12 protein-coding genes are annotated in these 15,149 nt (G+C 39.5%); 10 read left to right on the forward strand and 2 right to left on the reverse strand.

Annotation, left to right across the window (positions count from 1 at the left end; all coding sequences use genetic code 11):
- Nucleotides 1-72: 72 nt before the first annotated feature.
- The 3 genes from VR862_RS05220 (at nt 73) to VR862_RS05230 (ending at nt 5,402) form a co-directional block, all read left to right on the forward strand.
- Nucleotides 73-2,097, forward strand: a complete 2,025-nt coding sequence (locus tag VR862_RS05220) for a hypothetical protein (RefSeq protein WP_324719910.1) — start codon at nt 73-75, stop codon at nt 2,095-2,097.
- A gap of 171 nt (nt 2,098-2,268) precedes the next feature.
- On the forward strand, nt 2,269-3,294 hold the full coding sequence (locus VR862_RS05225) for a hypothetical protein (protein ID WP_324719911.1): 1,026 nt from the start codon (nt 2,269-2,271) through the stop codon (nt 3,292-3,294).
- A 749-nt stretch (nt 3,295-4,043) separates the two neighbouring features.
- Nucleotides 4,044-5,402, forward strand: a complete 1,359-nt coding sequence (locus tag VR862_RS05230; RefSeq protein ID WP_324719912.1) for a hypothetical protein — start codon at nt 4,044-4,046, stop codon at nt 5,400-5,402.
- Between the two features lie 346 nt (nt 5,403-5,748).
- Here VR862_RS05230 and VR862_RS05235 read toward each other — a convergent pair whose 3' ends face one another.
- Nucleotides 5,749-6,408 (reverse strand): hypothetical protein, encoded by a 660-nt coding sequence (locus tag VR862_RS05235; RefSeq protein WP_324719913.1) that lies wholly within the window; start codon nt 6,406-6,408, stop codon nt 5,749-5,751.
- A gap of 303 nt (nt 6,409-6,711) precedes the next feature.
- On the opposite strand from VR862_RS05235, the gene VR862_RS05240 reads away from it, so the two are divergent.
- On the forward strand, nt 6,712-6,843 hold the full coding sequence (locus tag VR862_RS05240; RefSeq protein ID WP_324719914.1) for a hypothetical protein: 132 nt from the start codon (nt 6,712-6,714) through the stop codon (nt 6,841-6,843).
- Between the two features lie 179 nt (nt 6,844-7,022).
- The gene (locus VR862_RS05245; RefSeq protein ID WP_324719915.1) at nt 7,023-8,339 is read left to right on the forward strand and encodes a M24 family metallopeptidase; all 1,317 of its coding nucleotides are present in this window, start codon (nt 7,023-7,025) and stop codon (nt 8,337-8,339) included.
- A gap of 41 nt (nt 8,340-8,380) precedes the next feature.
- Here the strand turns inward: VR862_RS05245 and VR862_RS05250 are convergent, their stop codons facing one another.
- Complete coding sequence (locus VR862_RS05250) at nt 8,381-8,722, reverse strand: hypothetical protein (protein WP_324719916.1); 342 nt, start codon at nt 8,720-8,722, stop codon at nt 8,381-8,383.
- A gap of 281 nt (nt 8,723-9,003) precedes the next feature.
- Between VR862_RS05250 and VR862_RS05255 the strand changes: the two genes are divergently transcribed.
- The 5 genes from VR862_RS05255 (at nt 9,004) to VR862_RS05275 (ending at nt 15,013) form a co-directional block, all read left to right on the forward strand.
- On the forward strand, nt 9,004-9,738 hold the full coding sequence (locus tag VR862_RS05255; RefSeq protein ID WP_324719917.1) for a hypothetical protein: 735 nt from the start codon (nt 9,004-9,006) through the stop codon (nt 9,736-9,738).
- Nucleotides 9,739-9,934: 196 nt separating this feature from the next.
- Complete coding sequence (locus VR862_RS05260; RefSeq protein WP_324719918.1) at nt 9,935-12,400, forward strand: ATP-binding protein; 2,466 nt, start codon at nt 9,935-9,937, stop codon at nt 12,398-12,400.
- Nucleotides 12,375-12,743: a response regulator transcription factor gene (locus VR862_RS05265; protein ID WP_324719919.1), complete on the forward strand. Its 369-nt coding sequence runs from the start codon at nt 12,375-12,377 to the stop codon at nt 12,741-12,743. The genes VR862_RS05260 and VR862_RS05265 overlap by 26 nt, the downstream gene beginning before the upstream one ends.
- Complete coding sequence (locus tag VR862_RS05270; RefSeq protein WP_324719920.1) at nt 12,730-13,578, forward strand: hypothetical protein; 849 nt, start codon at nt 12,730-12,732, stop codon at nt 13,576-13,578. Before VR862_RS05265 ends, VR862_RS05270 begins: the two co-directional genes overlap by 14 nt.
- Before the next feature lies 1 nt (nt 13,579).
- Nucleotides 13,580-15,013, forward strand: coding sequence for a glycosyltransferase family 2 protein (locus VR862_RS05275; RefSeq protein WP_324719921.1), 1,434 nt, complete (start codon nt 13,580-13,582; stop codon nt 15,011-15,013).
- The last annotated feature ends 136 nt before the right edge of the window (nt 15,014-15,149 follow it).

The following is a 15,149-nucleotide window of genomic DNA, read 5'->3' on the forward strand; positions in this document are numbered from 1 at the left end:
ATCACGCTCGCCCGCTCGCTCTTTTTTATAGAAGAAGCTGGTTTATAATCCTCATTATTAATCCAAAATAACATGGAAGTTCCTGTAAAAAATATCGTAGAACAAGTTGATTTGACTCAAGAAGATGTTTTACTACCACTAATGGAATGTATCGTTAATTCAATTGTTAGTCTACAACAATCAGAACTTCCGGAGCATGAAAAGAAAATTCAAATCCAAATTTTTAGAGGAGATTTACCACAAAATCCAACATTAAACAGCATTAGAACTATTTCGTCTTTTAAAGTAATTGATAACGGAATTGGATTTAATTCAAGAAATTATTTATCATTTGAAACTCCCTTTTCTCAGATAAATCAGGAATACGGATGCAAAGGAGTGGGTAGATTTACAGTTTTAGCAGCTTTTGAAAGGTATTTAGTAGAAAGTAATTTTAAAGAATATCAAAAATGGTTTCGAAGAAAATTTTCATTCACCGTTAAGGATGAAATTGAGCATCTGGAATTAGTAGAATCAGATGTTGAAAAGTTCAAAACGGTTGTAAATTTAGAAAATTGTAATAATCCTACTGTTTTAGAAAAATCGGCAATTCCACTTGAATCGATTTCAGAAGCGATTATGCGACATTGCCTTATTTATTATTTAAGTGACAAATTACCATTTATAGAAATTTGGGACAAGACATATGACCAGACTGAAGTTATTAATCATCGTTTTGCCCAAGTTTCGAAGGATAAAGAGAGGGAATTTAAATTAAATAAGAAAAAATTTAGATTATACATTACAAAGACCTTAAAGGAAGGTAATCGGAAGAATAACTATTTGTACTATTGTGCTAATTCAAGGGCTGTAGGGGATGGTAGAAATTTAAAATATATTAATAATATTTTCAATCACCCCATTTACCTCAACGGTAAAAATTACTTTTTTGATATCTATCTTGTCTCTGAATATTTAGACCAGAATGTTTATAAAACAAGGAACGGCTTCAAAATTCCAAAAGAAAGAGAAAATCTTCTTTTTAATAACCAAAATATTTTAACCCTTCAGGAAATTGAAGAAAAAGTCTCTGAAATAATAGAAGAAGAATATGAAGCCTATGTAAAAGAGGCAAAAGAAAGAAGTTTGAAAAAAGTAGAATCTTACATTCTTGAGAAAGCGCCGAGATATAATTCCTTTCTCAAAAATCCCCAGGTGTTAAAGTCCGTTCCGCCAAACTTATCGGAGGACAAGCTAGAGGAATATCTTTATAGTGTATCTTTTAGCGCAAGAAAAAATGTGGAGCAAAACATAGAGAAATTTATTAGCAATAAGTCGGTAAATGAAGAAGCAATTAAACAAATCGTAGATGATATCAAGGAAAAAACCTCCTATGACGTAGATAGCTTGGCAGATTACATGATGAGAAGAAGAGCAATAATTGATCTTTTTGATAAATTTTTAGATGCAGATGAAAATAACGAATATAAACTGGAAGAGGATATTCATAACCTCATTTTCCCGATGGGATTCACTAACAAAGAATTAGATTTTGAAAATCATAACCTGTGGCTTTTAGATGAGCGTTTCATTACATATAAATTTATTGCCTCGGATAAGCCTATAACCTCCTATTCACAAGTAAAAAGTCGAAAAGAAGCTGATTTATTGATGGTCGATAGACCACAAATGTTTGACAATCCCATCAGTTTTGGTAACAGAAGTAGCGGGGAGGTCAGTTCAATGGTAATTTTCGAATTCAAGCGTCCTGGAGATATCGCACACCAAAAAAGAAAAACGGATTACCGGTGGGAGTTCTCAGATCTAATTGAGCCATATTTTGATGATTTCCTTTATACTCCTGTGAAAAAAAACTACAAAGGAAATCAAGTAATAATTAGAGAAACAACTCCCAAATTTGGATTTGTAATTTTAGATATAATTCCTGAAGCATTAGCTAAATACAATAAAAATAAAGGCTGGAAAACCACACCCTTTGGTACTTACTTCAAGATCGAATCAGAAATTAATATGCACATAGAAGTCATGACTTTTAGAAAACTCCTGGAATTTTCTAGAAATAGACATAATCCTTTCTTTGACAAGTTATTTCTTTAAATACTGTAGCCAAGGTTTAAGATAATTTGAAAATTGATTTAATTTCTCAACATCCCGTTACTACTTAAAGTTTGATTAGTCTGCGGACAATCAAGCTCGCCCGCTCGCACTGTTTTTATACAAGATGTTAGCCAAAAGCTGGAAAAAACATTACATACCCCAATGGAATCAATGTCTGAAATAAAAGAAAGATATTTAAAAGCTCAAATAGAAGAGCGGAAAAAGCAACTTGAAAACCATTCAAAAACTATTGATGATTTTATCAAGCGGTGTTCTAAAATCGGATTGAAGTTGACAGGGGAAAATTTCAATTACATACAAACAATCGGTATAGTAGCAACTTATCCTGACTTACTCTTCCATCTCAAACCTGAATTAGAAAAAGTGGATGAAGATTTAATCGAGTGCAAATCTCTGGAACAACATTTCGAGAAAAAAGTTTTCAATAGTGGAATGCTTTATTCAGATAAATTCATTGCTATGGCTCATCCTTACTTTAGAAGAGGAATGAGTGAATTTGCAAATTTCGCACCTCGATTTATCGACCTCTATTGGAAATTTAAAGATGATAAAGTGAAAGCATATATTGCTTTAGACGCAAACCGAGTAAGAATTGACGTGGATGACTCGGCATATTTGGAACTTGATACTTGGTATGGAGCATCTTTTAAAAAGCGGATTGAGGAAATACCAAACGGTGTTGTAAAAATTCGACCACCAGCTGAATTAGACGAAATGGATATTTCTCTATTTTTTAATGAAGCTTATTCCTTGGATATAAAATGGACTGAAAAGAATGGAATAAAAACTTTTCAAGCCGAGGAATTTAAAACTGACAAAGTAACCATTAATATTGATGAAATAGAGTACTTTCCAGTCAGATATATTCACGCTGAATACGATATCAAAAATAAAATTTTTAGACATTTCGACGGAGCAATTCATTTGTATGAAAAAGATGAATATTACCAAAGAAGAGATTCCGACCTAAATTTTAATGAAAAAATTAAAATTCATTTAAAGGCCAAAACCTATAAGTTGTTTAAGATGAATGAAAATATCAGTGTGGAAACTTGGATAACTTATACAAGCCATTTTTGCACTGGAAATCCATTGGTATTTGAATATTTCGAAGGCAAATATCCTGAACGAATTCAAAAAATTATAGATAATATTGGAAATAAAACTAGTATCTAACATTGTACAATAACAAAGATAAAACCAGTCTTAAATCGAAAGTTGGTGTCTGCTTGCAGGCCTGATAGTGCCGGATGTAGATAACTCGCCCCATTCTGTTTTTACAGACGTTGCAGAACAACCATGCAAAAACCCAGTAATTGTAGTTATGTTGGAAATAAATTTGATGATTATATTCGGTCAGGTCAAAACTTCCTATTATATTTGCCAGCCCAATTTACGGATGAAAGTCTACAAATTGGAAAGTTCTTTAAATTTCGAATGACACCATTTCATTGCATCCTGTAGGGAAGTGAATGAGGAGAGTTAAACTTTTCTTAAAGGTGAGCAATTCGGTGAGTATAAAAAGGAGGCCTCTGGAGTGGCCTATATATAAAGGAATTGGCCGAGCCGTTCGAGTCTCGTCCAGACCGCATCCGAGGAATCGGAAGCAAAGAAGCTCCTCAAATTGGGGAGCTTTTTTTCGCTTAAACGTTAGTTGTGTTGTTTGTGGTAAGTCCTTGACTTACCTGGGTTTAGAAGTAAACCAATGAGAAGCTTTTCCCTTTTTTGGGAAGGGCTTTTTTGTTTTAAGGCACTTTCTGTAATTCTCTCTGGATCTACAGCTTGATGACTTTTCCTTTTCCTTCAGACCTTTAAAGATTAATTTTTTTTCTATTGCTAAACATCACGGTTCAAAGAATACCCATTTTAGGGTATTGGCAAAAATTTAAGAAACGTTTAGCTTGCCTTCCATTAAAATCAACAAAATGAAATATTTTCAGGTTTTTTCTTTCTTATTTCTGAGCTGTTTAAGTTTAAATGCCCAGAACCTTCAATATCCCACAAAGGATTGTGAAGGTGCAGCCGCCCGACCGGAAGGTTTGCATTCCTGGTGTAATGATGATGTTGATGAGTATTATAATGCATGTGAATGTAGCTTTGAAACTGCTATTAAGGAATACAATGCCAAAAAGGAAAGGCTGGAAAACGAGTTGTCTGCTTTATACAATGAGAAACAAGGTTTGACAGACCGGAGTAGCTCTTTAAGTAATAAAGCCCAGGAGTATCAAAATAGATTGATTGATGAAGACAATTCAAACTTTTCTTCTGATAAAGATAATGCCTTGCAGAATTTGCGTCAGGCGAAAGCTGCATTGGAGCAGGCAATGGTCGTGGAGAAGAAAATTCAATCTTTGCGTTCGGTTTTAAGTGTTAATGGTACAATAGATCAAGGTGGTCTCGCCAGGCTTGAGCAGATGATCGGCTATCTGGAATCTGACATTGAGCGGGTGCAAGAAATGGAGCCGCGAAGAACCTTAACCTTAACTTCCGGCAATCCTGGCGGATCTTCGGAGCAGGGGATATCGGGCAATTCTAATACTGGTTTAGAAGATAAAAGCAATGTCAATGAAGAAGGAATTGAAAGCAGCGAGGCTTCAAAAAATGTCTCGTCTTATCAAAGTGAAGAACAAAAGCGTCAACAGGAATTAGTAGCCGAACAGATACGCGCTCAAAAGGCGGAAGCAGAACGACTTCAGGCCAGGAACGAGGCCTATGCACAAGCTGCTTCAGTGGCGGCAAATGCTATGGGACAAGGAATTTCAGAAGGCTTGATTACCGGCATGACATTGAGTTACGCTATGAGGCTTGATGAATCGGAGGCCGATGGTGTGGTAACCACCGTTATAGGCGTTCCCACTTATGAACTCGGTATACAAATGGGAGAAAATGCCAATAGTGGTTTTACTGTAGGTTATGGCCCGGGTGGAGCAGGTATTATTTATGATTCCGGTAGCAGCTACACCTATGTCACAGGTCTTGACATTGGGATTCTTAACTTTGGCGAACTTGGAGGAAGCCATGCTTTTCAAATCAGCATTGGAGGGGAGTATGGAATGGGATCTGGGGAATATTCTGATAGTAGATATTTTAGTAGTGATGAAATCAATGAGATAACTGACGATGTCTCATTTTATGGTGGCCACGTCAATGCCAAATTGATGAAGTTTATCTTTGCCGGATATGGTTTAGGTTTAGCAAATGGAACTTACACCAAAAATGGAGAATCCACCGAATATGAAATCAGCTATTCAAAGGTCACTTTTGGTCTTAGAATTCCGTTCTAAAGATCTTTCTGTCTACTTTTTGTGAAGACCTACTTGGGGACCCACGACTATTCGTTAATTGATCTTATGAAATTAGCTAATGCTCCTCAATTTGGGGAGCTTTTTTTGCCTAAGCATTAATTGATTGATTGCTGTATTTAATTTGATCTAAACGATTTTAGAAGTAAACCGTTGAGAAACTTTTCTTTTTTGGGTAGCGCTTTTCTGTTTTTCTTTCAAGATTTTCAAAACGACCCCCACTTATTAGAGCCACAACATTTTACAGTCTCGCCGGTAAAATAAAAGATCCGTAAAAAAAAGCACCCGGGACCCGAATGCTTTTACTAAAAAAAGTATTTAAAGCCTATTAGTTTCTTCCCTGCGCAGGCATAATTTGTCCGCAGGCCACCGGTAAGGTTGCGATGTATTCACCATCTACAGTCATACCGTGAAGTACTATTGTCCTGTTTTGAAGAGGGGAAAGATCAGATTCAGAAATTAATTCTCCTTCTTCAGTAAATTCTGTTTCTCCTAAAGTGAAGGTGCGTTCGTAGGTTAATGCCCCATTAGCATCGGCAACGGGAAACTCATCTACAGGGACATAAAGCTCCAGTAGTACTCCTCCGTAAGAAGGTAATCCCTCTACAAGGTCTATTAATCCATCATCATTAGTATCGGCTGCAGAGGTGGGACACTGGGAATTTCCCTTATTTTCGGTGAACCCGTGAATATGTTGTGGGTGAACCATGTTCGGCTCCAAACCGGTAGCATTTACTGTAACTGTGAGTTGATCTCCCATAAGGTAAAGTTCAGCTGAACCTGAAACTCCAGACCCATTTAAAGCTGTAAAATCAACTGAATACATTTTAGTCTTTGCCTTTTGGTTTTTGGCATAGTGTTCGGCTTCCAGGGAAGCCTCAAGTTCTACGTTTTCCATAACTTCTTCATCTGGATCTGAGCAGGAGGCTGCGAATATTACAAAAGAGGCAATAAACATTGACCGAATAATTGAATTTAAATTTTTCATAACTATAAAAGTTTTAGATTGTTATATACTATACTTACGAAGCATAGAAGCGGCCGGTTTTTGATTCTTGTGACTTTATGAGATTTTTAATGGTTTTTAACCTTTTCTTTTAACTCCCTTTTAGTCCATTCAAATTCAAAAAGGTCAAGTATACGATCGCCCGAACAAGTGAAAAGATGGTTAGAATAAGATGCTTTTAGTCTTTGCTTCTACTTTACAATCTAAAGCACTAAAAAAATACCACTAAAAGGGTATTTTAATTATGACGGGGGTAGAATATCTTTGAAAATAAGATCATTTTCAATGAAAGAACTGGCTAAAGAAGATAAAGATTTTAGAAAGGAGTACTTGGCCGCTAAGGAAAGTATCCTCACCTTGAGCCTGGTCATCATAGCTGCTTCTATACTTCTCATAATCTTAATTATTACCGCCTAAATTTGTTCCCTGCCTTTTATGGCAAATATTCCCACTTTTATTTCGTCGTATGGACCTAAAAAAGGGACTGCTGACATAAGTTTTAATTTTTTTAGGCTAATTGGATTCCGTATCGGGAAAGGCTATCCGTCGGGTTATAGATGAAAAAAATTGTTCTATATTCGAAAAACCTTTATTCTATGTACAAGTTCCTGCTCATCTTCTTGCTATTCATTCCCCGTGCGGGAGCGCAAATTCTTTCTGAAAAAGAGCAGGCTGCCCTCGTCGATAAAATTCTGGATGAGAGATTCACTACCATACTTCCGGAATTAATGGACCGAACCAACATAGATATGTGGGTGCTCATCTCCCGGGAATACAATGAAGATCCTGTTTTGAGGACAATGCTCCCGGCTACCTGGCTAAATGCCCGCAGAAGAACAATTCTGGTTTTCCATCGGGATCAAGAAAAGGACACCCTGGAGCGTCTGGCAATCGCGAGGTATGATGTAGGAGATAATATTTCCTCGGCCTGGGATCCTGAAGCTGAGCCGGACCAGTGGAAGGCGCTAGTTGAAATAATTACCACAAGAGATCCTCAAAAGATCGGACTCAATTATTCAGGTGATTTTAATATTGCTGATGGTATAGTCAAAACAGATCACGATTTATTCATGAAAATCCTTCCGCAGGAGTACCGGGAAAGGGTAGTTTCAGCCGAGGATCTTGCCGTGGGATGGATCGAGACCCGTTCAGAAATGGAGATGGAGCTTTATGAAGAACTGGTGGAAATAACCAAAGGGATCATTGAAGAGGCTTTTAGCTCAAAAGTGATTGTACCGGGAGTTACTACTACAAATGATGTGGTGTGGTGGATGAGACAAAAGGTCACAGATATGGGGTTGGAGACCTGGTTTCACCCTACTGTTGATATACAGCGGAAAGAGGAGGGGCTAAAGGATCATATTGAAGCTTTTTCTGCAGGTTATGGTGATAAGGTTATTTTGCCGGGGGATCTATTGCATTGCGATTTCGGTATCACTTATTTGAGGCTCAATACAGATTGTCAGCAACACGCCTATGTGCTCCAAAAAGGAGAAATTGCAGCTCCTTTGTTCCTGCAAGAGGCCTTGGAAAAAGGAAATTGGTTGCAGGATTTTCTTACCCAAAACTTCAAGACCGGAAGAAATGGAAATGAGATTCTAAGGTTGTCTCTAAAGGAGGCAAAGGAGGAAGGTCTTCGGCCATCGATCTACACACATCCTTTAGGACTTTATGGACACTCGGCAGGGCCTACAATAGGAATGTGGGATGCTCAGGAAGGTATTCCGGGTGCGGGAGAATATCCGTTATTTCCAAGAACAGTATATGCTGTAGAGCTCAATACTACTGTTGCTGTACCTGAATGGAATAAAGATGTTCGCATCATGCTGGAGGAGGCAGGCTATTGGGGAGAAAAAGGGTTTAGCTATATCAACGGCAGACAAACAAAACTTATTCTTGTGCCTTCCCATTAGAGCATTTAATCACTGTAGATTTGCTTTAGAAAATTTCAGATTTATGTAGTCCCGCTGCAGCCCATAGGACCGGCAACCAGGAAGATAATAGAAAGAATTATTAGAGAGCCCATAACTAAAGTATAGAGTTTAGATCGCTGCCGGGGTTTTGGTGCGGGAACATTTAGAGACTCATCCTCCTTCCTTTTCTGGCCCATGAACTTTTCGAACCCAAGCATCCTGGCTTCTTCACCCTTCGGAGTTAAAACTACCTTATCTTCTACGATATCTATAAGACCATATTTTAAAAGTTCATTGAAATTTTCCTGAAGAGAATTTTCAGCGAGGATGGAAAGACAATCCTCTTTTTCAATAAGTTCTAGGATCTTTTCCGTAGATGCCATCTCTAATGATTAAGTGTAATTTTTACCTATAAAATTAAATGACTAATGGTCGCGGAAATATGACGACAGTCATACTTCTGATAATGAACCTTTTGTAGGAAAAAAGACTGAGATTAAAATAGATTTGACTATTAGATCTCAATATTATATGATTTTAAAGATTTGTATGATTAAAATGTAATTTTATAGTTAAAGTATTGATACATTTGTCAATAAAGGTTAAAATTTTTGCCTTTTAGCTCCTCCCATAATTCTATACTAATAATAAAAATCTTCAGGTTATGAAAAAAGTCATTCTTTTACTTTTTGTTTTCTCCTCCTTTATGATGACATCTCAGGAAGGGCAAAGTTTTTTATTGAACGTGTCGGAGTTAACTATAAAACCCGGTCATGACGAGCAGTTCAACGAAGGAGTGAAGCGCTATAAATCCTGCTATCAGGAGAACAATGGGGAGGAAACCTGGAATATCTGGAAAAGGATCCAGGGTGCCGGAAATGTCTACGTTCTTACTTCTACCATGGAAAACTGGGCAGAAATGGACGATGAAAGTGAAGAGCAGGCAGACCGGCAATGCCGCGACATTGTGCGGGAATTTATCTGGCCACATATAGAGAGCAGTAACTATAGTATAGCGCGGTCTATGCCAGAGATAAGTGCTTCACCCGGTGAAAATATGCAGCTTGTATGGGTGACCTTTTTTGACGTAGAGAACACGAGCGATTTTCGGGAGGTGGTAGATGCAGTTTCTTCAGCTTTCAAAGATGCAGAAGGGGAGCCAAGAGGTTATTGGTATGCTTATATGGGAGGTGCTGCAGATGCTCCCAACTATATGGTTTCAGTGCCTTTTGAAAATTTTGCCGAACTGGATGTAGAAAGAGACGGACCCTGGGATGTGCTAACCAAAAAACACGGAGAAGCCAGGGCAGGTGAAATGCGGAACAAACTGCGCAATTCTGTTGATGATATCTGGTCTTACCTTTATCAACTTAAAGAAGATCTTAGTATGAGCGAATAGCTGCTGAATTTCCTTTAATAAAGCTCCTTCAATCGGGAGCTTTTTTTTTGATCAGGAAGGCAGCTAGTGTATTTGCAAAAATTCTTCAGGAATATTATTGATCTATACGGGTAGAGATGGGAATTTTGAAGATTATTTTTCGGCTTTAACTATGCAATCAGCTTAAATAATTGGCAATTAGTATATTTTTGGAGCTGTGAACAAACATTCAGATTCCGAAGAGATTAAGAGGCTGCAAACCCTTTTGTCTTATGATGTACTCGACTCTGCACCCGAAGAAGAATTCGACGGGCTGGTGCAGTTGATCGCTGCTATTTGCGATGTCCCTGTAGCTATTATTTCTATGCTCGATGAAAGGAGACAATGGTATAAAGCGAAGGTAGGCATAGAACAAAGCGAGCTTCCCAGGAATGAAACGATTTGCCAGTATACGCTGCTGCAAAATGAAATACTGGAGATTACAAATGCCCTTGAAGATGACAGGGTGAAAGATAATCCTCATGTGAAGGCAGAAAACGGGATTAGGTATTACGCAGGTATATCCCTGCAAGCGCCCGATGGCCATAATATTGGAACTCTCTGCGTAGCCGATGTAAAGCCACGGAAGCTTTCTGAATCTCAAAGGGAATCTTTAAAGCTCTTGTCCCGGCAGGTCATGTCCCTCCTTGAGGTCAGGAGAAAGAATAGAAACCTGGCAGAAGAGCTTGAGCATATCCTGAATGAGAAAATAAAGGAAGCCGAAGAAAAGCTCTTTTTGAAGGAAAATGAGTATCAACACCTCCTTGAATCAATAAAAAGATCAAACAGTGTCGTGGAGTTTACTCCCGATGGTCATATTCTTTCCACTAATGCCATCTTTAGAAGTTTTATTGGATATACTGAGGAAGAACTCACGGGAATGCACCACTCCAGGCTGATCGATCCTGAAGGAGGTGTCAAAAATGACAAATTTTGGCAGGCTCTCGAGAATGGGGAGTACAAAGCCGGTAGATTTAGGAGAGTGAGGAAAAATGGTCAGGAGGTTTGGATGCAGGCCACATACAATCCTGTAAAATCTCCCAACGGAAATATTGACAGGATCATCAAAATTGCTCAGGATATAACTATTGAGATCGAGGCCGAAAAGGCCATGCAGAAAGCCAAAGAGGCTGCAGAATCACTGAACCGCCAGAAGGATAGTTTTATCGCGAATGTCAGCCATGAAATTAGAACACCTATTCATGCCGTTCTGGGATTCACCGAACTCTTGCTGGAACAGGAATCTAACCCTCAAAAGATCGGTTATCTGAAATCGGTCAAAACGGCCGGGGATAACCTGATGTTTATTATCAATGATATTCTTGACCTCTCAAAAATTGAAGCTGGAATTATTCAGATGCATGCCACCACCTTTAAGTTGCAGCAGGTTATTCAGAATATATTCTCTATTCTTCATCTCAAAGCAAAGCAAAAGCAGCTAAAGCTGACATATTCGATTTCTCCCGGGGTGCCGGAGTATTTGGTGGGAGACAGCAACAGGCTTTCCCAGGTGTTGTTGAATCTCCTGGGGAATGCATTAAAATTCACCTATGAGGGAGGTGTTGAACTCAGGGTGGAAAATAGCGGGGAACGAGATGATGCTGTCATGGTAAGGTTCACAGTTACAGATAGCGGAATGGGAATTCCCGGGAACAAACTGGAGAAGATCTTTGAAAGATTCTCCCAGGCAGATGACAGTATCTCCAGGAAATTTGGGGGTACAGGCCTGGGCCTGAACATATCCAGGCAGCTGGTGGAAAGGCAAAATGGCAGCATAAGCGTGGAGAGCAAAGAGGGAGAAGGTTCCAGGTTCAGCTTTTCCATACCCTATCCCGCCGGGGAAGCACCCCGGGAACAGGTGTCAGATGCAGCGGAAAAGGTCCCACTAGCTTTAACTACGGGAAGGATTCTCCTATGCGAGGACAATGAACTCAATCAAAGATTAATTGAAGCAATTCTGAAGGAGAACAAGTATACTGTAGATGTGGCTGGCAACGGCAAAAAAGGAATAGAGCTGTTTTCGGAAAACGACTATGATCTTGTACTTATGGATCTCCAAATGCCGGAACTGGATGGGAGAGAAACTACAAGAATTATTAGGCAGGAACTTCATTCGCAGGTTCCAATAGTTGCCCTTACCGCAAACTTCATGAATATCGAACGGGAGAAATGTCTCAGGGATGGTATGAACGACTATCTTTCCAAACCTTTTAAAAAGGAGGAGCTTTTTGAAATGATCAACCGTTGGATCGCTCCAGGACCCCGGAAAGCTTCAGAGGGAGAAACAGATGGATCACCCACAGTAGTATCTTTAGAGAATCTGGAAGAAATGTCTGGTGGTAACCTGGAGTTTCAGCTGGAGATGGTTGAACTGTTCATCAGGAATTCAGGAAAATCCCTTCAGGAAATGCAGGTACACCTGGAAAAGCAGGAATTGGCAGAAATAAGGGCTGTGGCTCATCAGCTAAAAGGTTCTTTTGGAGTGATTGGAGCAAATATCGAAGTGCTGCAACAACTGGAGGAAGGATTGAGCTTTGAAAAGACTGAACAACAGCTAATGGCTTTAAAAAAGCAATTAAACGAGATTTTTATTATCTTAAAAAATAAATACCCCCAGAATGAATATCCTACTTGTGGAAGATGATGAGATGCTTCGAAGATCTCTCGTATTTTATCTTAAATCCAATCAATTTACAGTTGAAGCTTTTGATAATGGAAGTGACGCTATAGATTTCATCAAAACAGCGACAAATTCAATAGACCTTGTGATCACCGATCTTAACCTCCCTTTTGCCGGCGGTAAACAGGTGTTGCAGGCAGTAAAAGAAGTTAAGGGTATGGAAATTCCTGTGATCGTTCTAACCTCTTCGGGAGTGGAGGCGACAGAACTTGAGGTATTTGATTTGGGTGCAGATGAATTTGTGACCAAACCATTTAGTCCGCCGGTACTGCTTAAAAGGATTAATAAGTTAATTGTTAAGCAGTAAAGTGTTGAGGTATGCTGCAGCAATGGGAGATCCGCTTTCTCCGGTGATGGAGAGACTGGTGCTATTCATTGTAATAGCTACCTTCCTGACTGCACTGTTATTTTTTGCATTGACCCTGTACAAAGGGATTAAACACCTTCGGGAGGATCGCAAAAAGGCAAAATTTCAGGCTGCTTTAGAGAATGTACTCTTTCATTACCTTTTTGAAGAGAAAAGTCTTGAAGAGGTTTTAGGCGACCCAATTTTCAGGGCGATGAAAAGGGACGTGCTTTTCCAAAGAGTCGCTATCAAGGCGATCATTTCGCTGCACGACAATTACAGCGGGATTTACAGTAAAAAACTGGAGCAGTTCTTTGAAGTCAGTGGTCTGGTTAATTATTCCATAGCCCGGCTGGAATCTTCAAAATGGCCTTTTATAGTAGAAGGAGTGAGGGATCTTTCCACTCTTAACCACGACGCCTCCTATAGCCGCATTGCTTCCCGTATCACCCATCCGCACGAGCTTGTAAAAATGGAGGTTCTGCTCGCCCTGATCAAGATGCGCGGAATTGGGGAGATCACTAAATTTCAGAAGACAGGATTGTTGCTCAATGACTGGGTTCAGAGTAACATACTTTACACAGTAAAAAAGCATAAAATTGCGGCACCTGCCAATCTCGGAATCATGTTGAGTAGTCCTAACAAAACCGTTGTGCTCCTTGGGGTGCGGCTTATAAGATACTATCAGGTGGCAGAGCACGATGAAACTTTGTCCGGGTTAATTTCTGAGACCGCGGACGCTAAGCTGAAAAGGGAGATCAGCGAAGTTCTCGCAAAAAACACATTGGTCAATTAAAATGACAGGAATAGGGATCTTAGACACGGGAATCATTGTATTTAATTATCTCATTTTGTTGTTCGCAGCAACGGTCATGCTTTCTTATGTCATTCTGGCCGCCATATCCGGCTTCTCTCTAAAGACTTATTTGCGGCAAAACCGTTTTGTGAATTACAAGGCTTTGCTCGCCCTGGACAGCGCCCCAAAAGTATCACTTATTGCCCCTGCCTATAACGAAGCAAAGACCATAGTTGAAAATGTAAAGTCCCTGCTGGCCATTAATTACAATAATTACGACGTAATCGTTGTAAATGACGGGAGTAAGGATAATTCCATAGATGTGCTCACTGAAGCTTTTAGTCTTGTTCCTTCAGATAAAGTGTACAATCCCCAGATACCCACTAAGGAAGTTAAAGCCATCTATCGCTCTTCAAATAAAGCTTTTTCCCGGCTTATCGTAGTGGATAAACTTAATGGGGGCAAGGCAGATGCCCTTAATACAGGGATGAATGTCTCTTCCAATCCTTACCTGGTTTGTATAGACGTGGATTGTATCATGGATAAGGATGTGCTGTTAAAACTTGCGAAACCCTATATGGAAGCTTCAGGTAAAAGGATCATTGCTACCGGTGGAGTCGTGAGAATAGCCAACAGCTGTATCATAAAATCGGGTAAGCTGGTGGAGGTAAGAGCACCGGGGAACCTTCTGGCACGCATACAGGTAATAGAATATTTAAGAGCTTTTATCCTGGGTAGAATGGCCTGGAGTAAGCTGGACGGGCTGCTCATTATTAGCGGGGCCTTTGGGATGTTCGACAAGGAGATCGCCCTGCGCTGTGGCGGCTATGATACAAAAACTGTGGGAGAAGATATGGAATTGATCGTGAGAATGCGGCGGTTCATGATCGAACACAAAGAACCATATACAGTGCAGTACATTCCCGACCCCCTTTGCTGGACCGAGGCACCGGAATCTTATTCAATTCTTCGGAAACAACGCAGCAGGTGGATGAGAGGTACAATTGAAACATTATACACCCACCGCAAGATGCTTTTCAATCCCAAATATAACATCCTGGGCATGTTGAGCTATCCCTACTGGCTTTTCTTTGAATATTATGCACCTATAATAGAATTGACCGGAATAGTGATCACTTTGATCATGGCGTTGCTTGGAGTGATTAGCTGGGGATATTTTTTCCTGTTCCTGTTCTTTGTGTATTTCTTTGCAGTAATGTTCTCTATGATTGCCCTTTATACCGAAGAAGCCACTTTCAAGAAATACCAGAGCCTGGCCGACCTCAGGAAACTAGCCTTTGTTGCCCTGCTTGAACCCATCATTTTTCATCCTTTTACAGTGCTTGCAGCAATAAGAGGAAACTGGGAGAAATTGACAGGCAATAAGGGATGGGGAGAGATGACGCGGAAAGGCTTTGAAAAACCAACAGGCTAGGCATCCTTTTTGACTTTTTAAAATTCTTTTGTATTGTTGTTAAAGCTATTATAAGATTTGTTTTTGAAAGATTATTTCTGCCTTGAAAACTTATCTTTAGCTTTTGCTACCGGTTTTAAGTATCCCGTGGCATTAC

Origin of the sequence: Salinimicrobium aquimaris, assembly GCF_035607535.1 — a bacterium.
Lineage (GTDB): Bacteria > Bacteroidota > Bacteroidia > Flavobacteriales > Flavobacteriaceae > Salinimicrobium.